The organism is Streptococcus suis (assembly GCF_019856455.1).
Taxonomy (GTDB): Bacteria; Bacillota; Bacilli; order Lactobacillales; family Streptococcaceae; genus Streptococcus; species Streptococcus suis_AE.
Genome location: NZ_CP082205.1, coordinates 1301752 through 1325548, shown reverse-complemented (window position 1 = coordinate 1325548; position 23797 = coordinate 1301752). Strand labels below are relative to the sequence as shown.

The 23797-nt window shown below is 38.7% G+C and carries 21 protein-coding genes and 1 pseudogene; 17 read left to right on the top strand and 5 right to left on the bottom strand.

The features are described from left to right. Positions 1-58 precede the first annotated feature (58 nt). Positions 59-418 (bottom strand): plasmid mobilization protein, encoded by a 360-nt coding sequence (locus K6969_RS12355; RefSeq protein WP_029174238.1) that lies wholly within the window; start codon positions 416-418, stop codon positions 59-61. Positions 419-575: 157 nt separating this feature from the next. On the opposite strand from K6969_RS12355, the gene K6969_RS06425 reads away from it, so the two are divergent. Further along, complete coding sequence (locus K6969_RS06425; RefSeq protein ID WP_015445098.1) at positions 576-1697, top strand: IS110 family transposase; 1122 nt, start codon at positions 576-578, stop codon at positions 1695-1697. Between the two features lie 932 nt (positions 1698-2629). Here the strand turns inward: K6969_RS06425 and K6969_RS06420 are convergent. Next, complete coding sequence (locus K6969_RS06420; RefSeq protein ID WP_029175471.1) at positions 2630-3397, bottom strand: DeoR/GlpR family DNA-binding transcription regulator; 768 nt, start codon at positions 3395-3397, stop codon at positions 2630-2632. Positions 3398-3555: 158 nt separating this feature from the next. Between K6969_RS06420 and K6969_RS06415 the strand changes: the two genes are divergently transcribed. The 15 genes and pseudogenes from K6969_RS06415 (at position 3556) to K6969_RS06345 (ending at position 21427) form a co-directional block, all read left to right on the top strand. Next, complete coding sequence (locus tag K6969_RS06415; RefSeq protein ID WP_014638951.1) at positions 3556-4983, top strand: rhamnulokinase; 1428 nt, start codon at positions 3556-3558, stop codon at positions 4981-4983. Further along, positions 4967-6754, top strand: coding sequence for an L-fucose isomerase (locus K6969_RS06410; RefSeq protein ID WP_053864050.1), 1788 nt, complete (start codon positions 4967-4969; stop codon positions 6752-6754). Before K6969_RS06415 ends, K6969_RS06410 begins: the two co-directional genes overlap by 17 nt. A 14-nt stretch (positions 6755-6768) precedes the next feature. After that, a complete protein-coding gene (locus tag K6969_RS06405) occupies positions 6769-7413 on the top strand; it encodes an L-fuculose-phosphate aldolase (protein ID WP_014638949.1) in 645 nt (214 codons plus the stop codon). Positions 7414-7429: 16 nt separating this feature from the next. After that, positions 7430-8728 (top strand): ABC transporter substrate-binding protein, encoded by a 1299-nt coding sequence (locus K6969_RS06400; RefSeq protein ID WP_004195663.1) that lies wholly within the window; start codon positions 7430-7432, stop codon positions 8726-8728. 54 nt (positions 8729-8782) lie between these two features. Further along, a complete protein-coding gene (locus K6969_RS06395; RefSeq protein ID WP_171942923.1) occupies positions 8783-9703 on the top strand; it encodes a carbohydrate ABC transporter permease in 921 nt (306 codons plus the stop codon). Between the two features lie 10 nt (positions 9704-9713). Beyond that, positions 9714-10553, top strand: a complete 840-nt coding sequence (locus K6969_RS06390) for a carbohydrate ABC transporter permease (protein WP_004195668.1) — start codon at positions 9714-9716, stop codon at positions 10551-10553. After that, positions 10550-11884, top strand: coding sequence for an alpha-L-fucosidase (locus K6969_RS06385; protein WP_014638948.1), 1335 nt, complete (start codon positions 10550-10552; stop codon positions 11882-11884). Before K6969_RS06390 ends, K6969_RS06385 begins: the two co-directional genes overlap by 4 nt. Further along, the gene (locus tag K6969_RS06380; RefSeq protein WP_171942924.1) at positions 11874-13751 is read left to right on the top strand and encodes an alpha-N-acetylgalactosaminidase; all 1878 of its coding nucleotides are present in this window, start codon (positions 11874-11876) and stop codon (positions 13749-13751) included. The genes K6969_RS06385 and K6969_RS06380 overlap by 11 nt, the downstream gene beginning before the upstream one ends. A 1-nt stretch (position 13752) precedes the next feature. Then, positions 13753-14646, top strand: coding sequence for an ROK family protein (locus K6969_RS06375; protein ID WP_014638946.1), 894 nt, complete (start codon positions 13753-13755; stop codon positions 14644-14646). A 141-nt stretch (positions 14647-14787) separates the two neighbouring features. Further along, positions 14788-17727 (top strand): glycoside hydrolase family 98 domain-containing protein, encoded by a 2940-nt coding sequence (locus K6969_RS06370; RefSeq protein ID WP_171942925.1) that lies wholly within the window; start codon positions 14788-14790, stop codon positions 17725-17727. Between the two features lie 207 nt (positions 17728-17934). After that, positions 17935-18072, top strand: a pseudogene (locus K6969_RS06365) (DNA-binding protein); the annotation flags it as partial. Between the two features lie 81 nt (positions 18073-18153). Further along, entirely contained in the window at positions 18154-18621 is a 468-nt protein-coding gene (locus K6969_RS12350) for a hypothetical protein (RefSeq protein ID WP_014638944.1), read from the top strand. Between the two features lie 181 nt (positions 18622-18802). Further along, positions 18803-19654, top strand: a complete 852-nt coding sequence (gene ylqF, locus K6969_RS06355; RefSeq protein WP_014638943.1) for a ribosome biogenesis GTPase YlqF — start codon at positions 18803-18805, stop codon at positions 19652-19654. Continuing rightward, complete coding sequence (locus tag K6969_RS06350; RefSeq protein WP_014638942.1) at positions 19641-20420, top strand: ribonuclease HII; 780 nt, start codon at positions 19641-19643, stop codon at positions 20418-20420. Before ylqF ends, K6969_RS06350 begins: the two co-directional genes overlap by 14 nt. Then, on the top strand, positions 20417-21427 hold the full coding sequence (locus tag K6969_RS06345) for a YdcF family protein (protein ID WP_014638941.1): 1011 nt from the start codon (positions 20417-20419) through the stop codon (positions 21425-21427). The genes K6969_RS06350 and K6969_RS06345 overlap by 4 nt, the downstream gene beginning before the upstream one ends. A gap of 32 nt (positions 21428-21459) precedes the next feature. Here K6969_RS06345 and trhA read toward each other — a convergent pair whose 3' ends face one another. From trhA to K6969_RS06330, 3 genes are all read right to left on the bottom strand, one after another. Further along, a complete protein-coding gene (gene trhA / locus K6969_RS06340; RefSeq protein WP_004195686.1) occupies positions 21460-22110 on the bottom strand; it encodes a PAQR family membrane homeostasis protein TrhA in 651 nt (216 codons plus the stop codon). Then, a complete protein-coding gene (locus K6969_RS06335; protein WP_004195688.1) occupies positions 22100-22651 on the bottom strand; it encodes a DUF1836 domain-containing protein in 552 nt (183 codons plus the stop codon). The genes trhA and K6969_RS06335 overlap by 11 nt, the downstream gene beginning before the upstream one ends. Before the next feature lie 96 nt (positions 22652-22747). Next, on the bottom strand, positions 22748-23059 hold the full coding sequence (locus K6969_RS06330) for a rhodanese-like domain-containing protein (RefSeq protein ID WP_004195690.1): 312 nt from the start codon (positions 23057-23059) through the stop codon (positions 22748-22750). A gap of 129 nt (positions 23060-23188) precedes the next feature. On the opposite strand from K6969_RS06330, the gene K6969_RS06325 reads away from it, so the two are divergent. Beyond that, complete coding sequence (locus tag K6969_RS06325; RefSeq protein WP_029173297.1) at positions 23189-23746, top strand: sugar O-acetyltransferase; 558 nt, start codon at positions 23189-23191, stop codon at positions 23744-23746. Positions 23747-23797: the final 51 nt, after the last annotated feature.

Genomic DNA, 23797 nt, shown 5'->3' with positions numbered 1-23797 from the left:
ACTCAAAAAGGCTCCATAATCTCTACAGTGGATTTACCCACTACAGAAATTATAGAGCCTAAATGAAATAAAAACAGTACATTATATTACAAATGTACTGTTTTTTGTTACATTTTACTATAACATTAAAGAAAAGTATTTCGTTTTGGAGTGTCATAATGTCCTCTTTATAAACACGGGAGTAAGTATTGACCTTCTTGGCAATTTGGTTGACATTAGTGGAGGTCTTGGAAAGGAGATGTTGTAACTCTCTAAATGGTTGCATATCGACTTCATAAATCGATGTTTCAAAGATACACTTGAGGACGAAATGCCGCATTGATTTTGACCGAGATTGTCCATATTTTTGTCGCACTTGAGAGAGTTCTTTATCCGAAAGTCGAATTTTTAATTGGTTTGGTCTAGTACGTTTTTCCATAATCTATGCCTTTCTATTGGGGTCTTAGGGTTCTCCCTAACAAGTATAGACAATATGTAAAGACCCCCAGTTGAGAATTCGTGGATTTACCTGTACACTAGAATAAAAAAACAATCAACTTCTAACAGGAATTACCACACTCAATTGGAGGTCTTATATGTTTCATTTTACCACACTTTTCATCGGAATGGATGTTCACAAAGAAAGTTTTTCACTCTGCTATTATGATATGATGGCGAATCAATTCAAACATAGCACTAAAGTTGGTCCAAATGTTAGCTATATTGTGAACTATGTGAATGAGCTTCGTCGTTTATATGGTCAAGATGCAGAAGTGTTATGTGGCTACGAAGCCGGATGTCTTGGATTTACCCTATATCACCAGCTACAAGCTCACGGGATCCCCTGTATCGTGATGGCGCCTACAACGGTGATGAAGGAAGGATCTAAGCGTGTTAAGACTGATAAAAAAGATGCAGCTCAGCTCGCAAAAGCTCTGGCCTTTCGTAGCTATCGGCCTGTTCATATTCCTACTGTTGAGGATGAACAAGTCAAAGAATATATCCGCATGAGAACAGACCACAAAGTGGCTCTGAAGAAAATCAAACAACAAATTCTTGCCTTCTGTCTCCGACATGATTTTCGCTATACCGAGGGAAGCAGTAATTGGACACAGAAACATGTCCGCTGGCTCCGTTCCCTAAATCCTGATGGACTTTACGCAGAGATTTTGACAGAATATCTATTGACCTATGAGAAATTAGTAGATCAAATAGAACGGTATGATGCACGAATTGAGCAACTGGGTCAAAGCGACAGTTACCAAGAGAAGGTCTCACGGCTTTCTTGCTTTATTGGCATTAAAACACTAACTGCTCTTTCCATTGTGACAGAAATCGGTGATTTTAATCGCTTTGCGACAGCTCAACATTTTGCTTCTTATCTTGGGCTAACTCCTAGCGAAAATTCTAGCGGCGACAAGGAGAGAAGAGGTGCTATCACCAAAGCTGGGAATAGCCATGTGAGACGACTTCTGATAGAAGCTGCACAATCATTGGCTAAGGGGACGATTGGGTATAAATCCAAAGAATTGAAAAGGAGACAAAGTGGAAACCGAGTGGAGGTGATTGCTTATGCGGATAAGGCTAATGAACGCTTAAGAAGACGTTATCGCACACTTGTTCTAGGAAAAAATAAGAAACAAAATGTTGCTAAAACAGCTATTGCACGAGAATTGTCTGGTTTTATTTGGGGGATGATGACAGGAAGAATAGCTTGAAGTTAGCGCTTGTTTTCATGTACACTTTTGACCATTAAGTTTTATCATCGCAGAGCGATGAGGAATCCCTATTTCTATCCAAAATCACTGGGTGAATTTGGACAGAAATAAGGATTGAAATCATGTTTGAATGGAAAGTATCTTGAAGGAGTTTAGGACTTCAAGGTTTGAGTCATCTACGAAACGACTAAGTGGCACAATTGTGATCCACGCTTATAGAGAGTAGGACTCGCGGCAGAACCATTGACCTGTAGGTAACCAATCCACGAATATCAGAGTGGCCAATGCCCGAAGCTAAGAACTAGGCTCTTTCTAGATACTTTTCATTTTTTTATCAGTTCGATTGTTTTTACTTGACAAAGGGCTTTACATATCAGAGCGATGAGGAATCCCTATTTCTATCCAAAATCACTGGGTGAATTTGGACAGAAATAAGGATTGAAATCATGTTTGAATGGAAAGTATCTTGAAGGAGTTTAGGACTTCAAGGTTTGAGTCATCTACGAAACGACTAAGTGGCACAATTGTGATCCACGCTTATAGAGAGTAGGACTCGCGGCAGAACCATTGACCTGTAGGTAACCAATCCACGAATATCAGAGTGGCCAATGCCCGAAGCTAAGAACTAGGCTCTTTCTAGATACTTTTCATTTTTTTATCAGTTCGATTGTTTTTACTTGACAAAGGGCTTTACATATCAGTCATTTGAATTAACTTTGATACATCGTCACTTTCGGCTTGCCATACTCTAGTATAGCCTGCACCTCAGTTCCTTGTCTGAAAGCTAATTCATTCGACTATAAAATGTAACGAAAAAAGCAGAGCCAAAGGCATCTGCTTCGTTAATTTTATCGTAAGAGGGTACCCACTTACTGTGCTTGCTACAAGAGTTTAAAGTTGTAGAGCGGTAAGCTGATATATAGTTTGTATTATTAGTCGGCAATCCATTCAACTTCATATTTTTCGGCAGAAGTTAATAAGGATTCATCAGGTAGCTTGTCTGATATGATGGTTTTATATTGTTTCAGATTGTTAATTTTGAAAAATCCGGACATCCGAAATTTCGAACTATCAATCAGTAATATTGTCTCTTTAGCCTTGTCAATAATAGATTTTTTTGCAATGGCTTGACTGAAAGAAGCTTCATAAACATATTCTTCATCAATTCCCCTTGCAGAACAAAAAGCAAGGTCTATACTAAAATGTTCAAGAAGACTATTTTCCATACTATGGTTTACGACTGAGGCAGAATGGTGTTTGACCTCACCGCCAGTGACAAATATTTTCATTGTTGGATTAGAAAGTTCAGAAAGCAACTGAGCAGTATTGAGTCCATTCGTAAAGATAATTAGATTGTCAATTGTTGAAAGGAACGGACATAATTCATAAACCGTTGTACTTGAATCCAAGTATATACACATCCCTGGTCCAACAAAATCTTTTGCAAGCTCAGCAATGATTTTCTTTTCTGACCTATTTTCAGTCTCTCTGATACTATGAGCAAGTTCGACGGTATTAAATGCGTTTAGCACCACTTCCCCATGTTTTCTTTTGATGAGACCTTGTTCTTCAAGATAGATTAAATCTCTACGAAGAGTTGATGTACTTGAGAAAGTTAATTTTTCAAGTTGTTTTACATCTATTCTCTTTCTACTGTGAAGAATATTTGTTATTTCTTTTAATCGTTTATCTCTACTCATACTAACACCTCTTAAGTACATAATAACATATTCTGAACAAAAATGGCGATTTTATGTCAATATTTTGAATAATTTTCAATCTACTGTTCAAGTATTGTAATAGAAGTTTGTATATATTAAAATAAAATCATGAAAGCGGTAACAGAAAGGAGGTTCAAATGAAAACTGTATTGGCTATTGACCTTGGAGCTACGTCGGGAAGAGGAATCCTATATTCTATTGAAAATGGAAAACTGATTTCGAGAGAAGTTCATCGATTCAACAATTCAATACAAAAAGTGAAGGGAAGACTGTGTTGGGATATAGAAAGCTTGGTAAAAAGTGTTAAAAAATGTATCAGAATTTCTCAAGAACAGTCAGAATTATCTTCTGTTGGAATTGATACATGGGGTGTTGATTTTGCATTATTGGATGTAAATGGAGAAATGATTGCTCAACCAGTATCCTATCGAGATAGGCGAACTGAATCAATATTAGATGAGATTGCAAGATATTCTTCTCTAAATGATTTGTATTTTAAAACGGGTAATCAGTTGATGGAGATTAACACACTATTTCAATTGATTGCTTGTAAATCTCAAACTCCCGAAGAATATTTCAAAGCTGATAAACTGTTAATGATTTCAGATTACTTAAATTTTGTATTGACAGGTGAGGTCGCAATTGAAAGAAGCATTGCTTCCACAATGCAAATGATTAACCCATTGACACAAGACTGGAATCATGAAATTTTAAAAACATTTGAAATTTCAGAATTACTTTTACCGAAACTAGTATCCGAAGGAAATATACTTGGTAGTATATCGGACGAAATATTGAATAATGAAATAACAGTAATCAATGTCTGTCAGCATGATACAGCAAGTGCGGTAGCAGCGATTCCACATGAAGAGGAAAACTTACTCTATGTCTCTTGTGGAACTTGGTCACTTATCGGGACAGAACTGAAAGGCCCAATACTTACCGATAGTGCACTGAAGTATAATTTCACAAATGAAGCTGGCTATGATGGGACTACTAGATTTTTGAAAAATTGTACTGGACTTTGGATTATTGAAGAATTAAAAAAATCGTTCTTAAAATTAGGAAAAGATTTTTCATACGACGAAATTACAGAGATGGTGAACAATGTGGAAAGTTGTGTTCCAACATTTGACACAGATGCTTCGACATTCGCAAGTCCAGGTAACATGATTGAAAAAATTGTCTGTTATTTTTCAGATAAGGGGATAAAAGTATCAACAGACCCAGCGATTCTATTTAAGATAGTTTATCAAAGTTTGGCTGAAAAATATAAAGAAGTCATCATACAATTGGAAGAGATAACAGGGAACATCTATAAGAGAATTGACTTAATAGGCGGTGGTTCCAAGTCAGAATATTTCTCACAATTAGTAGCAGATGTTACAGGTAAGACGGTGGTTACTGGTCTGTATGAAGCAACCTCAATCGGTAATGCCCTCGTTCAATTTAAGGCACTTGGCTATGTTGAAGATATGAAAGAAGCCAAGAAACTTGTAAAAGAGTCTATAACATTTAACCATTTTTATCCAAAGAAGGAGGAAAAAAATGACACTTTATCCTAAAATTGGAATCCGTCCGACTATTGATGGTCGACAGGGCGGTGTAAGGGAATCCTTAGAAGAAAAAACCATGCAAATGGCTCTGGCTGCTAAGGATTTGATTGAGTCCAATTTGCGTTACGCAGACGGAACCCCTGTTCAATGTTTGCTGGCCAGTCGAACCATTGGTGGTCAAGGGGATGCAGGGATTGTCTATGATGAGTTTGCTCGTGACAATGTAGTTGCAACCTTATCTGTCACACCAAGTTGGTGCTATGGAACAGAAACCATGGATATGGATCCACATACGATTAAAGCTATTTGGGGCTTTAATGGGACAGAGCGGCCTGGAGCAGTTTATCTAGCCGCAGCCATGAGTGGCTACGCTCAAAAGGGTTACCCAGCATTCAAGATTTATGGTCATGATGTTCAGGATCTGGATGACAATAGCATTCCTGCAGATGTGGCTGAAAAAATCTTGCTATTTGCCAAGGGAGCCATTGCTGCTGGTCAGATGAAAGGCAAGTCCTATGTCAACATTGGAGCTTCTTCAATGGGAATTGCGGGTTCTCAGGTTACCACTTCCTTCTTTGAAGACTATCTGGGAATGTTGGTCGAATTTGTGGACATGACTGAGATTCTTCGCCGTATGGAGTTGGAAATCTACGATAAAGAAGAATATGAAAAAGCTCTTGCTTGGACTAGGGAATATTGCAAAGAAGGTGTTGACATCAATGTAGGAAAGGAATTCCCAGAAGTGATTACCAAGTCTAAGGTGATTCCAGCAGACAAGGATTGGGAATTTATTGCCAAGCAAACCTTGATTATCCGAGATATTCTCTTTGGAAATCCTCGCTTAGCAGAGATTGGCTGGGAAGAGGAAGCTCGTGGCAGAAATGCAATTTCAGGTGGTTTCCAAGGTCAACGTCAGTGGACAGACTGGTTGCCAAACGGTGATTTTGCTGAAGCGATTCTGGCTTCCACTTTTGACTGGAATGGTCCACGTCCTGTGACTGCCTTTGCAACAGAAAATGATACTTTGAATGCGACCGCCATGTTATTTGGAACCCTCCTAACCAATAAGGCTCCAATTTTCTCTGATGTTCGGACTTATTGGAGCCCAGAGGCGGTCAAACGGGTGACAGGTCAAGAGCTAACAGGTAGGGCTAAGGATGGCATCCTCCACCTTATTAACTCAGGAGCTTCAGCTCTTGATGGAAGTGCAGCAGCACGAGATGAAGCTGGTCAGCCAACCATGAAAGAGTTCTGGAATATGACAGAGGAGGATATAAAAGCCTGTCTGGAAGCGACAGATTGGTGTCGAGCAAACTATGAATATTTCCGAGGAGGTGGCTATTCTTCTCACTTCAAGACTCAGGGGGAACTTCCTGTGACCTTGATTCGTGTCAATCTAGTCAAGGGTGTTGGTCCAAGTTTACAAATTGCAGAAGGCTACACCTGTCCATTGGATGATGAAGTGCACCGTATCTTGGATGAACGGACAGATAAAACTTGGCCAACAACCTGGTTTGCTCCGAATCTTGGAGAACCTGGTTTTGAAACCGTCTATGATGTCATGAACCATTGGGGTTCTAACCACGGTGCCTTTGTTCATGGGCACATTGGTGCAGAAGTTATCACTCTGGCTAGTATGTTGCGAATTCCTGTAGCCCTCCACAATATTCCAAGGGAACGAATTTTCCGTCCAAGCATTTTTGATGGTGTCGGTACTAAGGATTTGGAAGCGGCAGATTTCAAGATGTGTGAGGTTTTAGGACCGCTATATAGTAAATAGAAGGAGAACACTTTATGTTCATGGAAAAAGAAAGAAAGGAACTTATAAAGTACGGCAAAAAGTTAGTTACTGAAGGCTTAACCAAAGGTACTGGTGGGAATCTGAGCGTATTTAACCGTGAAAAAGGTCTAATGGCAATCACTCCATCTGGAATTGATTTCTTTGAAATCAAGGAAGAAGATATCGTCATCATGGACTTGGAAGGACAAGTAGTCGAAGGTGAAAAGCTTCCTTCTAGTGAGTGGTATATGCACCTGATTCAATACCAGCAACGAGAAGACCTTGATGCAGTCATTCATGCCCATACCACTTATGGAACTGTTTTGGCAGTACTAAGAGAGCCGTTACCAGCTAGCCATTATATGATTGCGGTAGCTGGTAAAGATGTCCGAGTAGCAGAATATGCCACATATGGGACTAAGGAATTGGCTGAAAATGCTGCGGAGGCTATGAAAGACAGACGTGCAGTCTTTCTTGCCAACCACGGTATCTTGGCTGGTGCTCAAGACTTACTAAATGCCTTCAATATCATTGAGGAGGTTGAATACTGTTCAAAAATTTATTGTGTTGCTAAAAGCATGGGTGAACCAGTCATCCTCCCAGATGAAGAAATGGAATTGATGGCTGAAAAATTTAAAACTTACGGACAAAGGAAATAAAACGGAGGAACATAAAATGAAAAAAGGTTTGTTGAAATGCGGAGCATTGTGTTTATTTGCTTCAGTGATTCTAGCTGCTTGCGGATCGTCATCAGGAACTAGTTCAAGTTCTGAAAAAGCAGCAAGTGGTGATGATACAGTTTTAGAGTTCTATCATGGCTATCACCATAGCGAAGAAGAATGGCCAGCTGCTAAAGTTATGCGTGATCTTTATGATGAATTTGCGAAAAAACATGCAACCGGTGATGTTGAATTTAAACCAACTCCTGTGAACGGAAGCTTGACAGACATTATGAATAACAAGGTTGCAAGTGGCGAGTTTCCAGATATGATTGACTTGGCTGGTAACGATGTTTCGCTAGCAGCTATTGAACAAAGTTTGGTTCTGGATTTGAAACCATATATCGATGATAATGGATTGGAAAAAAATGTTGGTCTAAACTATACACAAAATGATGTGAACGGAAAAATCTATACAGTCCACGACCAATTATTAACCTTAGGTCTTTGGTACAATGCAGATATTTTCTCAAAAGCTGGGGCTAAAACTCCTGACCAATGGACCAAGTGGAGTGATTTTACTGAAGCTATGGCCTTGGTTCGTAAACAAGGAGTATATGCCTTTGGTGCAGGAGAGCCGGCAATTCGTCTCTTTAACACTGTACTTGGCTCATCTGAAGCTGGCCGTAAACTATTAGAAGGTCCTCTAACTTCTGAAGGAATTGATTCAAAAGAATTTGCAGAAGCACTTAAATTGGTTATGACAGAAGTGCAAGCAAACGGTTCAGCTAATGCAGGCGGCGATGCCAACGTTTATTCAACTGATTTTACTGAAAATAAATCAGCAGTCTTCTTCAACGGTGTATGGGCTGCAGGTGGTTTGAAAGATAATGCAGCTTTGAAACCAGGATTGTACGCTGGTAATGTTGCGATTAGTTCAGCTGGTGGCGGTATTACAATTTCAAGTAAACTATCTGAGGAAGAAGAAAAACTTGCATTGGAATTTGTAAAATACATGACCAGTGACGAGGTTCAAACTACAATTTTCGAAAAAGTGGGAGCGAACCCAGCTAGCCAAGCGATTGATACTGCTCAAATTGCAAGCGGTTCTGACGACGCTACTGTAAAACTCTTAGGTGAAGCGACATCTATGGCAAACAATGCAGATGTAACTGTTCCTACTGTTGTATCTGTTTGGGGTGGTGACGTTCGTACTGCAATTATCAACGCATTGACCGAAAGTGCTGCTGACGGTGTCAATATCGATCAGAAAGTAAAAGAAACACAAGACATCTTGAAAGCCCTTATCGGCTAAAATAACAGGGCTAAGGATGTATTCCTTAGCCCTTTTTTAGAAAGTGAGTATTTTATGGCAAAGAAAACCATGACCTTACAAAATAGGAAGGCACTGAAACAACGATTTATTTTTCTATTTTTACTCCCGACATTAGTTTGTTTCTTTCTCTTCTACTTTTATTCGGTGGTAACTATTTTTGCAACATCCTTTACTAAGTGGGATTATACGAATTTAACCAGCCCAGAATTTCTAGGTTTTGGCAATCTTTTTGCCAACTATAAGTACATTTTTAGTGAATATCCTTTCTTTTTGGAAGCACTGAAAAATTCAATTACATGGGCAATTATAGGTGTAGTAGTTCAAGTCCCATTAGCTTTATCAGTTGCTATTGCCTTATCAAAAAAATTGGCTGGTTGGAAACTATCTCGAAACCTTTATATCATACCTAGTATTATTTCTAGTGCCGCAATGGGTTTGATTTTTCTTCAAATCTACAATCCAAATTATGGAGTAGTTAACCAAGTTACCCGCTTTTTTAACCCTGAATTTTCGGATGCGATTTTATTGACACCTGGCTTGAATATTATTGCGATGACTTGTGCTTATATTTTCTTTGCAGGGACATCGACAATAATGATATTGGGTCAAATCTTCGCCATTCCACAAGAGATCCATGAAGCAGCAATACTAGATAACATTACAGGGTGGAGAAGAGAATGGTATATCACCATTCCAATGATAAAAGAAACATTAAAGACAGTTTCGATTATGGCCGCAACTTCGGGTTTCCTATTGTATAACGAAGTATTCTTCCTAACAAATGGTGCAGCTGGAACAAAAAGTATCAGTTTTATCATAAGGGAGTTAGCGGTATCTAGTTCTCGTACACAATATGCCAGAGCTAACACTATAGGTGTGATTCAGATTTTAGGCGGAATGCTAATCATTTTGTGTATCAATCTGATATTCAAAGAAGGTAAACGTAGAAAGTGAGGTAGAGCATATGGACAATCGTTTGAATGGCCTTTCTAAGTCAGGGAAATTAATTATTTACATCTATATGGCTATTACTTGTTTAATTTCAGTGTTTCCAATTTTATGGATATTTCTATCCTCATTAAAAGCGGATCCTATGAAAAATCCAGGCATTAGTTTGCCAACTGATTTAAGTTTTGATGGTTATATCAAGGTTTTTACTGAGTTACATGTATTGGACTATTTTTGGAACAGTTTTAAAGTTGTTTCCATATCTGTGATTATCAGTATTATCATGATTTCCATGTCATCTTATGTTATTGCTCGGATGGATTTCCGTGGGAAAAAGCTGATAACAGCAATGTTGTACTCCACTCTATTTATCCCTGCAACAGCTATGACTTTCCCTGTCTATCGTTTGGTAAATGTTTTGGGGATATATAATACGCCAGTAGCTCTGATTTTTGTCTACTCTTGTAGCGGTATTGCCATGAGTTTCTTTATCATAAAGAATTACTTTGCAATAATACCTAAGGAGTTGGAAGAAGCTGCTGAAATTGATGGAGCGAGCTATGCCCAGACATTTTGGAAAGTAATGTTACCTATTGCTAGACCTGGTATTTTAACAGCAGCAATTTTAGCTTTTATAAATAACTGGAATGAATACTATTGGGCATCAATGTTGATCATCAATAAAGATGAGCTGACGGTTCCAGCCTTGCTTGGTCAATTCACAACTAGCTTTAATACTAACTATAATGGTCTCTTTTCAGCAATTGTTGTGATTATCTTACCACCAATTTTACTATTTGCATTTGCAAGTAAATACTTTATTGAAGCCCTTGGAGGAGGAGCAGTAAAAGGATGACAAAAAATAGTTTACAAGAAATTAACAAACGTACAGAGTGGTTCCAAAAAGACCGCTTTGGAATGTTCATTCACTGGGGGCTCTATTCAATCCCTGGAAAAGGGGAGTGGATCCGCAGTCATCAACAATTATCCATTGATGACTATCAGCCATATTTTGAAGCATTTAATCCTGTAAAGTACAATCCGAGAGAGTGGGCGAAGGCAGCAAAAGCAGCAGGTATGAAATATATGGTCTTGACCGCCAAGCACCATGATGGATTTTGCTTGTTTGACTCAGCCTATACTGACTACAAATCTACAAATACACAAATCAGGAAAGACTTAGTAGCTGAATTTGTTGAATCAGTACGAGAAGAAGGATTAAAAGTAGGTCTATACTTCAGTCTGATAGACTGGTATCATCCAGATTATCCGAAATATGGCGATATGATTCATCCTATGCGTGAGAATGAAGCCTTTAAAGATGAGAAGATTGACTTTGACAACTACTTGACTTTCTTACACAATCAAGTGGAAGAAATCGTAACCAAGTATGGCAAACTGGATATTCTATGGTTTGACTATTCTTACGGAGAAATGTTCGGCGAGAAATGGCGTGCAACAGATTTGATTAATCTTGTACGCAAGCATCAACCAGATGTGGTTGTAGATAATCGGTTAGAAACATCAGGAGAAGGATTTGGAAGTATTGTAACAGATGAAATCAATATCTATTCTGGAGACTTTGTTAGTCCTGAGCAGCTTGTTCCGCACAAAGGGATTAGAAATATCCACGGCGAGCCAATTCCTTGGGAACTTTGCTTAACAATGAATAATAACTGGGCCTACAATCCTACGGATCATTTCTACAAATCGTCCAAGACACTTATTCGTAAGTTGGTTGAGTGTGTAAGTAAGAATGGGAATATGATTCTGAATGTAGGTCCAGATGCACTAGGTGTTCTCAATCAAGAAAGTCAAGATATTTTAAGTGATTTTGGAAAATGGTTAGATAAGAATGGTGAGTCTATTTATGGTTGTGGCGTTAGTTCATTACCTAAACCAGAATGGGGCTACTATACTCAAAAAGGGAACACGGTGTATGCTCATGTCTTCGAACAGCCAATTGGCCCTCTTGCCCTGATTGGTATCGATGAAAGCAAAGTCAAAAGAATGAGTTTCCTCCATGATGGAAGTGAAGTGAAGATTTCTAAGAGTTGGACCACTAATGCGTATGAAGGGATTTGCTTTGCACAGTATGGTGATATTCCTCACTTTACTTATCCATTGCCAGATAGCATTGATAGTGTGATAAAAATTGAATTAGTAGGTGATGATAGTGAAGATTGAAAATAAAAATGTAGCACGCTATTTTAAATTAGAAGATGGGAAGTTTTATACTTCCCATCTCTTGAATAAAAAGGTCAACGAGTCTATTGGGAACGAAAAATGTACGGAATTTGTTGTTACTTACTGTGATGGCAGCCAACTCAAATCGGAAGAATTTACGGCCCATGTTGTCGAGCAAACCAATGAAAGTATTCTGGTAAGTTTTCATCATTCTGAAATCCAATTGACCATTCTATATTCAGTTCGTGAAGACATTCTTGTCAAAGAGGTGACGATTCTGTCATCCATAAATACAATCAACTATATTGATGTGGAACGGTTTAGTTTTACAAATTTAGAACATGTCTATCTTCCGAAAAAGCAGGAAGATATCAAAGAAATGGCTGGATTTTCTGGTTATTATGTAGAGTTGGGACAGCCAATTTATGCCAAGTCTTTCTTTTTTGGCATGGAATTTCCAATGGGGGAGAATAGGATAGAAGACCAGACCTATTTTTCTCGCTATTATGTTGGACACGAGATTAAAAAACCTAAGAAAATCTGGCCGGTTGTTATTGGGGCATCATCTGGGTTTGAGAAGTCAAGTATACAAAAAGACTTCTTTACTTACATTCGTGGTATAGCCCAACCAAGTTATTTCAGAAAACAATACAATTCTTGGTATGACCATATGACTGCAATTGATGAAGGAATCATTGTAAAAAGTTTTGAAGAAATTTCACATGGCTTTGAAGATAATGGTGTGAAGTTGGATGCCTATGTCGTTGATGATGGCTGGTGCGATTACCAAAGTGTTTGGGAGTTTAATGAAAAGTTCCCTAACGGTCTAACAAAGGTAAAAGCTCTCGTAAATAATTTAGGTGCAAGTCTTGGTCTTTGGATCGGACCACGTGGAGGCTATAACGGAACAGAAGTTATCATGAGTGACTGGTTGGAGGCCCATCCAGAATTCGGTAGCAAGAATACCTTGTCAAATGATGTCAATATTGGTGATTTTAATTATTTGGAAGGCATGAAGCAAAAAATGTTGGATTACCAGAAAAAATATGATATCAGCTATTGGAAAATCGATGGTTGGTTGCTGAAGCCAGATAAGCCAGACCCTAGTGGTGAGTTTGCCATGCACACTATGACTCCTGTCTATGAATTCTTGATTGACCTCTTAAAAGATTTAAGGGCAGAGCGAGGAGATAGAGATTGCTGGTTGAACTTGACTTCCTATGTTAATCCTAGCCCATGGTTCTTACAATGGGTCAACAGCCTTTGGATACAAATTTCACAGGATGTTGGCTTTACGGAAAATGCTGGGAATGATATTCAACGGATGATTACCTACCGTGATTGCCAATACGAAGAATTTTTGACCAAACGAGATATTCAATTGCCTCTTTGGAGCCTATATAACCATGAGCCTGTCTATGCGAGTACGGCTCATACCTGGTACATGGACCATCAAATGTATGCAAGTGTAGAAGAGTTTGAAGATTATCTGATGTTTATTTCTACTCGTGGGAATGCTTTCTGGGAGTTCCATTATTCCTATACAATGTTTGATGAGGAGCGATGGAAAGCCAATGCTCGTGCAGTCAAGTGGATAGAGGACAATTACGCGACCCTAAAACACAGTCAAATGATTGGTGGGAAACCGTCAGCGTTTGAAATTTATGGTTACAGATGTATTGATGAAGAAGCAGGGAAAGAAATTCTTTCGCTTCGGAACCCAGCTAGTCATTCAGCGACTATTCAGTTAGATAATATCCATCTTTCTGACTATCAATTGGTTAGAGGAGATTATACAGCTCTGACAGAAACAGAGTATGAACTAGCTCCATATACAATTCTGATTGCAGAGAAACTAGGAGGGTAATATGGCAGTTAAATATGCTTTAGGTGTAGATATTGGTGGTACAAAAGTTGCTGTGGGACTGGTAAATGATACAGGTCATGTGGCTTATAGTCTAAAGGTGCCAAGCAATAAAGAGTCGTCAGAAACCTTATTTCAATGCGTGTGTACAGCTATTCGAGAACTACTAAACAGTCAGCAACTGAATATTGAGGATGTTTCAGGGATTGGTGTTGGCTTGCCGGGAAAAGTTGATGTTGAAAATGGAATCGCAGTTTTTCAAAATAATATTCCATGGGAGAATTTTCCTGTTGTTAAGCGACTTCAAGAAGAATTTGGAAATATTCCAATAAAAATTGACAATGATGTGAAAGTAGCAGCGTATGCTGAGTATAGATTACTGTCTCTAGAAGCCAATGATATGTTTGGTTATATCACAATTTCTACTGGTATCGCAGCTACAAATATCATAAATAACACAATTCTAAGGGGTTCTGGCTTTGCGGGTGAAATTGGATTTATGCCAGTTCGAAGTTTCGGAAGAACAAGTGGTCTAGAAATCTCCTGCTCAGGACCAGCTATTGAACGCCAAGGGAAGCAAATGTATGGTGAAGATTTGTCAACCAAGGCAGTGTTTGATAATTGGCGTAAAGGTGATATTACAGCATCGGCTATTATTGCTAATGCGAGAGATGGCATGGTCCAAGCGATTCATAATATGATTTGTTTACTGGATCCTAAAATAATCGTTTTGGGTGGTAGTGTTGCACAAAATAACCCAGATTTTATTGAAGATATAAAGACCGTTTTGAGCTTATCTTTGCATCATGAACAAAAACATATTTTGAATAATATTATCATCTCAAAAATAGATAGTGGAAATAATGGAATAATTGGTTCTGCGTTCCTAGTCCAATAGAAGAGAAGAAAATGATGAAAATAGATAGTTCGTAGTATTATAATCGATATAGACAGGTTTGTTTTCCAATATCAGAAAAAATGGACTAGGAAATGTTGGGAAGCAAAAGCTCTCTTAGATTAAGAATAAGAGGTAGAACAAGTGAAAAAGAACAAAAGGAAATTTACACTTTTAACGATTGCCACATTAGCTTCAGTATTTTTATTTCAAAACAATGTGTTTGCAACTGAAGTTTCATTATCTGATTTAAATTGGACTACTGCAACGCACGGAGATGCTACTTCATCGAAAACAGTTCAGAAGAATAAACCATTTTCTGCAGGAAATGATAATCGCGGAAACAAGATTTCATTAAAAATGGAAGATGGCTCAATCAGAGAATTTGAGAAAGGCATTGGAACTGTTGCTGCAAATCCTTCCACCATTAGTTATGATATTTCTAACCTTGGGGCAACAAAATTCAAGTCTTTTGTTGGTATTGATAGGACAGCTGTTCCTACGGATAATAGATATTCCAAAATTAGTAAATTTGAAGTGCTTGTAGATGGGGCTGTTATTTATACTTCAATTGAAAATTATCCTGAAGGGATAAAGTATGATACATCAGCGATATGGCTTGAATTGGATATTCCGTCCGATGCACAGACTATTGAATTTAAGAGTTACTCAGGCGAACATACTTGGGGTGACGAAGTTGTATTAGGAAATCCATTTTTTGAGATACCTGATAGAGTAGCAACTTCGGAAGACGGAGTAGATGTTGTAGAACAGACTTCTCCAACGGAACTACCTGTTAGAGAGAATGCTATTTATTTATCAGATTTAGATTGGAGAAGTGCTAGTCACGGTGATGCTACAGGTTCAAAAACTGTACAGAAAAACAAACCATTTACGTTAGGGAATAATGGCAGTAATCAGAGAATTTCATTAAAAATGTCGGATGGCACTATTAAGGAATTTGATAAAGGGCTAGGTACAATAGCTGCTGGACCATCGACAATACAATATGATATTTCTGGAGCAGGAGTATCACGCTTTACTACATTTGTCGGACTTGATAGAAGCGCTGGTCATTCAGATAATAGATATGCAAATATTGAAAAATTTGAAATTGAAGTTGATGGTACCGTAATCTATTCTACTTTAAATGAATATCCAAATGGATTTAATTACGATACGCCAGCAATAAAAGTCGATGTTGAAATTCCTGAAGGTGCACGTTCAATTCGTTTAAATAGCTACTCTGGTCAACAAACCTGGGGTGATGAGTTGGTTTTAGCAGGTGCATATTTTGTTGCAAGTGGTCAATTCAGAAATCCAAATGATTTTGAGCCTGCTCCAAAACGTAGAGAGATTTCGAATACAAGCCCATTATTGATGATGCCGTTGTATGCGAATGGTTCTGAATACAATAAAGGAAACTATTCCTTCTGGGGTGAAGATACTTTAGTTGGTAAATGGGAAAATATTGATCCAGAATTAAAGCCTTATACAGTAATTCAAGTTCACCCAGATGATTTGCCACATAGAGCAGGAGTAGCTCAGGATTTTTATGAGAAAATTCTCGAACAAGCTCAAAACTATGTGAATCCAACCACCGGTCAAAATGAACCTATTCCAGTTGTTTTGACTGTTTATACAGCAGGTAACCAATCGCATTATACTGCGGCACATTGGATTACAATGGAATGGATTGATAGAATGTATAAAAAGTATTCCTGCCTTCAAGGAATCTTTTCAACTGAAAATTATTGGGTCTGGGCTGGGAATGTTGAAAGTAATGCAGCCGAGTACTTAAAATTGTCTGCAAGACATGGAGGATATTTCATTTGGTCTGAGCAAAACAATGGTGCTTCAATTGAAAAAGCACTAGGAACTCAAGGAAGAACAATCTTTAAAGAGACAGTTGAAAAGTATTGGCAAAACTTTATCTTCATGTTCAAAAATACACCTGCACATGAAGGAAATGACGCTCCAACCGTAAGTTATATGACAGGTCTATGGCTTGCTGACTATGCATACCAGTGGGGTGGATTGATGGACACTTGGAAATGGTATGAAACAGGAAAATGGAAGTTGTTTGAAAGCTCTGGAATTGGAAAAACACAAGGGAATAGACAATGGTTAACTCAGCCAGAAGCCATGTTAGGAGCAGAGGCTATTAATATCTATTTAAATGGTGGATCGGTATATAATTTTGAGCATCCTGCCTATACCTATGGTGTAAGAAATGAAGAATCACCATTATATTCAAATGTAATTGAAAACTTTTTCAAATATGTAATAAATAATCCTGCACCTTCTAAAGAAGATGTACTCGCTGCTACAAAAATTTTGATAAATGGAAATTTCTCATCTAAACGAGATGGTCATTTCTATGTTGACGTCAATACAGCAACACACCAAAGTCCACTATATACAACTGGTCGATATGGTGTAATCCCTGCTGTACCATCTAGTATTTCTTCAGAAGTATTGAATTCAAAATTACCTGACCATATTCAGGTTGTCAGTCTAAATGACGGCAGTATGTCTTCGGCGGCTAATAGAAGAAATTTATTAAACGGCCTATACCCAGAAGAGTATACTGGGAACATTTTTGGTGATGAGATTGACAATAGAGCATTTATCTATAATTATGAGTATAATCGTGACAATGACCAGACTGGTACATTCGAACTTAGTGGTAAAGAGTTTGATGTAACTTTGAAATCTCACTCGTTCACGATTGTAGAGAATATTGCAACAGGATTAAATATCAAACAAAATAACTTCCGAATCAATAAAGATTCATTATGGGAAGGTGCTTCAAATTCAACACAAGCTAGAGCATTACCTCAACTATCAAAATCTGATGCAATAAATTGGGTATTTAATACTTATATCCATAATACTCCAAGCTCCGAGCAGCGTGAGACGGTTTATGTATTAAAGAATGTAAGTAAACAACCGACTATTGAGATACTAAATTCTAGTGATTCAAATATTGTGACTCCAAGCGTAGAATACAATTCTGAATTAAAAACCGCAACTATTAGAATACTATCAAATGGTTATGTTGATTTGAATATTAACTATTAAACATAATAGTTAAGTAATAAAAATTGAGCAAAATTTCAAGATGTAAATCATGAAATTTTGCTCTTTTTTTTTTAAAAGTGAAACCAGCAATTGAATAATTCACTTACTAAATGGGGAGGAAATAAATTTACAAAGAGAGTTTCAAGTATGAATAAGACACGAAGCCCTCCAAATTGTCGAAAAAATATATAGCAATTGGAGGAATACTATACTCTTAACCGCTGGTTAAAGGAAATGAGAGAAATGAAAAGGTTTCGTTACTATATATTGCACCCCTCCCATAAAATCGTATTTATTAATTTAGATGGTTTTCAAGAGTTTCTTGAATGGAAACAAAAGCGGTAATTCAGAATAAATCATGGTATAATATGAATTGGTTAAATTCTATAATTGTATCGATTTTCTATTTTGATATAGAGAATAACGATGTTTTATAGAACTAAAACTAATTCAAAAGGAAAAATTCGATATGAGGTAGTTGAAAAATATAAAGATCCACTAATCGGGAAATGGAAGACCGCAATAATTTCATATTACAAGAATTCGAGTCGAGCACGTAAACAGGCAGAGCTGGAATTGATTGAAAAAATTGAAACATTGCAGGAAAAAACTAAATCTTCTTTTTCTGCTTCCGAAATAAAAACATTTGGAGAATTGAAAGAAAGTTGGTTCAATTCTTGGTCTGTGTCTGTAAAAAACAAACAATTGATAGAGAATATAGATTTTTCTACACATCAATTTTTTGCTAGTAAACATTCGAAACTTGCAAGTGAAATAATAGAAACATCAAAAAATAATAAAATTGTTCTTACTGTGGATGAATTTAGAGAAAAACTTCGATTAACAACTACTTATCAGCCACGACTATTTCAGCAAATATTCTACCTAAGATAAAAAAAGAACTTACAAAAATTTATCCTGAGTTTGAAGTTTTGACACTAAAAGAAAAAGGTAAAGTGTTAGCTTATGAAATGTCATGGTAATAGAAACTTTGGTGCCTATTTGGTGCCTAGATGAAAAATTAAGAAAAGAAGTCAAGGGCCTTAAACCCTTGCTACGAAAGGATTTACACTACATGGCAATTATTCAATGGTTTCCGGGCCATATGTCCAAGGCCCGCCGGCAGGTGCAGGAGAACATCAAGCACGTTGATTTCGTGACCATTTTGGTCGATGCCCGCCTGCCCCTATCCAGCCAAAACCCCATGCTGACCAAGATTGTCGGCGATAAGCCCAAGCTCATGATTCTCAACAAGGTCGATTTGGCAGACCCTGTTTGTACCAAAGAATGGCAGAGCTACTTTGAAGGTCAAGGCATCCGTACCCTTGCTATTAACTCAAAAGAACAAGCGACGGTTAAAAAGGTGACCGACGCAGCCAAGAGTCTGATGAAAGAGAAGATTGAACGCCTCCGCCAAAGGGGCATTCAAAAAGAAACCCTGAGGACCATGATTATCGGCATTCCAAACGCAGGAAAATCTACCCTCATGAACCGTCTGGCAGGTAAAAAAATCGCCGTCGTCGGTAACAAACCAGGTGTGACCAAGGGCCAACAGTGGCTCAAGTCCAATAAAGACCTTGAAATCCTTGATACACCAGGTATTCTCTGGCCTAAGTTTGAAGACCAAGAAGTCGGTCTCAAGTTGGCTCTGACTGGTGCCATTAAGGATCAGCTCTTGCCCATGGACGAAGTGACTATTTTCGGTCTGGACTATTTCAAGGCAAATTATCCAGAACGCCTAGAAGAGAGGTTCAAGGGCATGGATTTGGAGCAGGAAACACCTGAACTCATCATGGACTGGACCAAGAAATTGGGCTTCCGTGATGATTATGACCGTTTTTACAATCTCTTTGTCAAGGATGTTCGAGATGGTCGCTTGGGTACTTATACATTAGACAGGGTGAGTGACTTAGATGGCAACAATTAAGGAAGTGACTGCTCTGCTGGCTCAGGTAGATAGTCTGGTCAGTCCTGTATGGGCAGACTTGGCTCAGGATGAGCGAGCAGGGGTTCAGGCTGCTATTAAGAAACGCCAAAAGGAGTTGGAAAAAGAAGCAGCAGAAGATGCCCGCTTAGAAGCTATGCTATTTTACGAAAAAGCCCTTTATGAAAATGGGGTAGAGTTCATCGCTGGTATCGACGAAGTCGGCCGGGGGCCTCTAGCAGGTCCTGTGGTGGCTGCGGCGGTTGTCTTGCCCAAAGGGTGCAAAATCCGCTACCTCAACGACTCCAAGAAAATCCCCAAGTCCAAGCATGAAGCCATCTACCAAGAGGTTATGGAGCGGGCGGTGGCAGTCGGTGTGGGAATAAAAGATGCAGCTGTTATCGACCAGGTCAATATCTACGAGGCGACCAAGTTAGCCATGTTGGAGGCTTTGGGGCAGTTGAGCCAAGAGCTTGAACACCTTTTGATAGACGCTATGAAGTTGGATACGCCCATACCGCAAACTTCCATCATCAAGGGGGATGCCAATAGCCTGTCTATCGCAGCAGCTTCAATCGTTGCCAAGGTGACGCGGGATAAGATGATGGCGGACTATGACAAGGAGTTCGCTGGCTATGGCTTCGCCAAGAATGCTGGCTATGGAACGGCAGAGCATTTAGAAGGCTTGAACAAGCTAGGCATCACGCCCATTCACCGTAAGACCTTTGAGCCCATTAAGTCTATGCTAGCAGGGGGAAAATCGTCGTGACGGTCTTTTTCTGGATTTTTCTAGCTTCCATAGGCTTATTTGGTCTCCTATATTTCTGGGAGCGACGGTCGATTTTTATCTCCCTATTTGCCTTGAACATCCTCATCTGGGCTTTGGCTTGGATTGTTTCAACAGGTATTTTAGAAAATAACGAAATCTTGCGGTTGTTGGCAATCGCTCTGGCAATGTTATTGGCTCTAGCTTTGTTAAGTGGTCCATTTGTCTTGCTAATTACCCTCTATCTGAACGGTTTTCGGATTTTGAAGCGAGAAGGTGTGCGCTTCCATAACTTTTTATCTTTAGGATTGGCTATCGGCTTAACTTTTTATCTCTTTATCGCACCGTCTGTAGCAAGCACCCTTTCTGCTATCAGCTTTTTCAATATGGTGTTTGTTTATGTAGGATTTTTGGTGTCCTATGCCATTATCATTAGCATGCTCTATACGACATCTAGCTTTGTCAACTTGGTTAATCTTTTCCCTGGAAAACTTGATTATGTGGTGGTTCTTGGAGCTGGATTGATTGGTGACAAGGTGACGCCACTTTTGGCTTCGCGGATTGACAAAGGCATAGCGATCTACCAGAAACAGCCTGGCAGTAAGCTCATCATGTCAGGCGGACAAGGTCCTGATGAACTCATAGCTGAAGGTCAAGCTATGGCAAATTATGCCTTGGAGAAAGGAGTGCCTGCTAAAGACATTCTCATCGAAAACCAATCGACCAACACAGAAGAAAATTTGAAATACTCCTATGCCTTGATGAAACCAGGCAGCCGATTTGCACTTGTAACCAATTACTATCATGTTTTCAGAGCTCTGCTATTGGCCCGAAAATTGAAAATCAAATGTATCGGCTATGGCGCAAAAACCAAATTTTACTTTAGCCTTAATGCCTTCATTCGGGAATTTGTAGGCTATGTAGTCATGAGCCGAAAGACGCATTTGGTCTTTTTGAGCATCGTGTCAGCCCTTTACTTGATTGGAGTGATCATCAGTTTAATGTATTAAAAACAGCCTCTAGGTGATTAGAAGCTGTTTTCTTATAACATAAAGTAGACAATGGCGATATACTGAAGTGCCGAAGCTAGTAGGATAAAGAGATGCCAAATCATGTGAAAGTAGGGCTTTTTCTTGGCGTAGAAGAGGGCTCCAATAGTATAAGATAGTCCACCAGCCAGCATCAAAATTCCGAAAATAAGTCCAGTTTTTTGAAGAATGGCTGGCAAGATAAAGACAACCAACCAGCCCATGAAAAGATAGAGGAAGAGGCTGAATTTTTCGTTTATTTTTTTAGCAAAAATTTTATAGAGTATACCGAAAATAGTCAATCCCCACTGCAAACCAACAATCAGATAGCCCAGCCAACCACCGACTAAGGATAGGGCGACGGGTGTGTAACTTCCGGCAATGGCAATGTAAATCATGCTATGGTCGATAATCCTCAGGATGTATTTGTGAGTAGAAGCATAGGGCATGGAGTGGTAGATAGAGGATGACAGAAACATGAGAAAAAGACTGATAACAAAGATGGACATGCCGACTACCGCTGTCACGTTATAATCTTGATAGGAATGAATAGCAGTAATAGGGAGTAAAATCAGCATAAGCAAGGCCCCAACTGCATGTGTGACACTGTTAGCAACCTCCTCTCCAAAGGATAGTTGCAGGCTCAATTTTAAACTAGGATTCATGGTGACTCCTTTCTAACTCCATAGTGAGTTGACGGGTTTTGTAGTAGAGTTTGATGGATTGACAAGCGTAGCGAATGATGTCAGGCGTTTCTTCATTTTCCTCGTTTCGCATGCAGTCAACAAAATGATTGTATAAGGTTTCTGAATTGCTAGACTGGAGAAGAAGATTTAAGGTCTGACTGATTTCTTGAATCGAAAAGACATTTTTTAAGATAGTCAAGGCAATCAAGCGGGCAACTTGCTGTTTTTGATATTTTTTCTTAACAGGTTTTTCAATCTGTTTATGTTTGACATAGTTATTGATCATGGCAGCAGTCAATACTCTTCGAAAATCAATATTATCCGTTGTCACCTTGCCTTGATGAACCCCAGTTCTATCATCGACTTCGTTTCCTAGGCTACTGTTGATTTTCATTGAGTATAAACTCTTCTGTTCAAGGCTTTCCTGAGAATTGACTACTTGATTAACATAGAGCAGAACTTGGTCTAAATAGAGGTCCAAGTCTGGCAGTTCATGCCAGTAGGGGATGGTTTGTTTCATGATTATCTACTCTCTTTTATCTAGTAATGATAACTAGATTATATAATTTTTAAAAAATAAAGTAAAGAAAAAGGATGCTTCCTTTCCGAAATACCCTTATTTCACAATCAATCCGTCCCAAGCATCCATGCCACCTGCAATATCATTTGCCTTAAATCCCTTAGATGACATGATTCCTCTGGCCAGCTTGCTACGTTTTCCGCTCTTACAGATGAGGAGATAGTGTTGGTCGACTGGTCCATCAAATGCGGCAATCCGATCCATGGGACAATTAATAGCACCACCAATATGACCAGCTGAATATTCTTCTGGGTCACGAACATCTAGCAATTGCACCGATTCAGTTTGTATCAACCCAAGCAATTCTGTAGCAGTCAAAGTTATAGTTTGTTCATGTTTTTCTTGCATGATTCCCTCTTTCGTTGGTTTAAATTAATAAGAACAATACCAAATCTTAGCTGGACTTGTCAAGAAAGTTTGACTTTTAGAATAAGAAGTCCTATGATAGATATGAAAAAACAAAATAGGAGCAAATGTATGCCAACAGAAAAAGAAAAAATGATTGCAGGTCAGTTCTATCAGGCCTGGGACCCAGAATTGTCTCAAATGCGAACGCAGGCTCGCCACAATATGCGGGACTTCAATAATGAATTAGATGGCTCTATACGTTCTCAAATCTTGAAGAACTGGTTTGGAGCTACAGGTGAGCGGATTTACATGGAGCCAAATTTCTACTGTGATTACGGTAGCAATATTCATGTTGGTGAGGATTTTTACGCTAATTTCAACTGTATCATGTTGGATGTTTGTCCCATCACCATTGGCAAAAATGCCATGCTTGGTCCAAATGCACAGTTGCTAACTCCACTTCATCCACTAGATCCTGATGAACGAAATTCTGGTTTGGAATATGGCTCTCCAATTACCATTGGTGATAATTTCTGGGCTGGTGGTGGTGTGACAATCTTACCTGGTGTGACCTTGGGCAACAATGTTGTTGTTGGTGCTGGTTCCGTTGTGACCAAGTCTTTTGGTGATAATGTCGTTTTGGCTGGCAATCCTGCGCGTGTTATCAAAGCAATACCTAAAAAATAATTCTTCTTCGGGAGAATTTTTTCTTTGCCTTGCGAATAGACTAGATGAGGT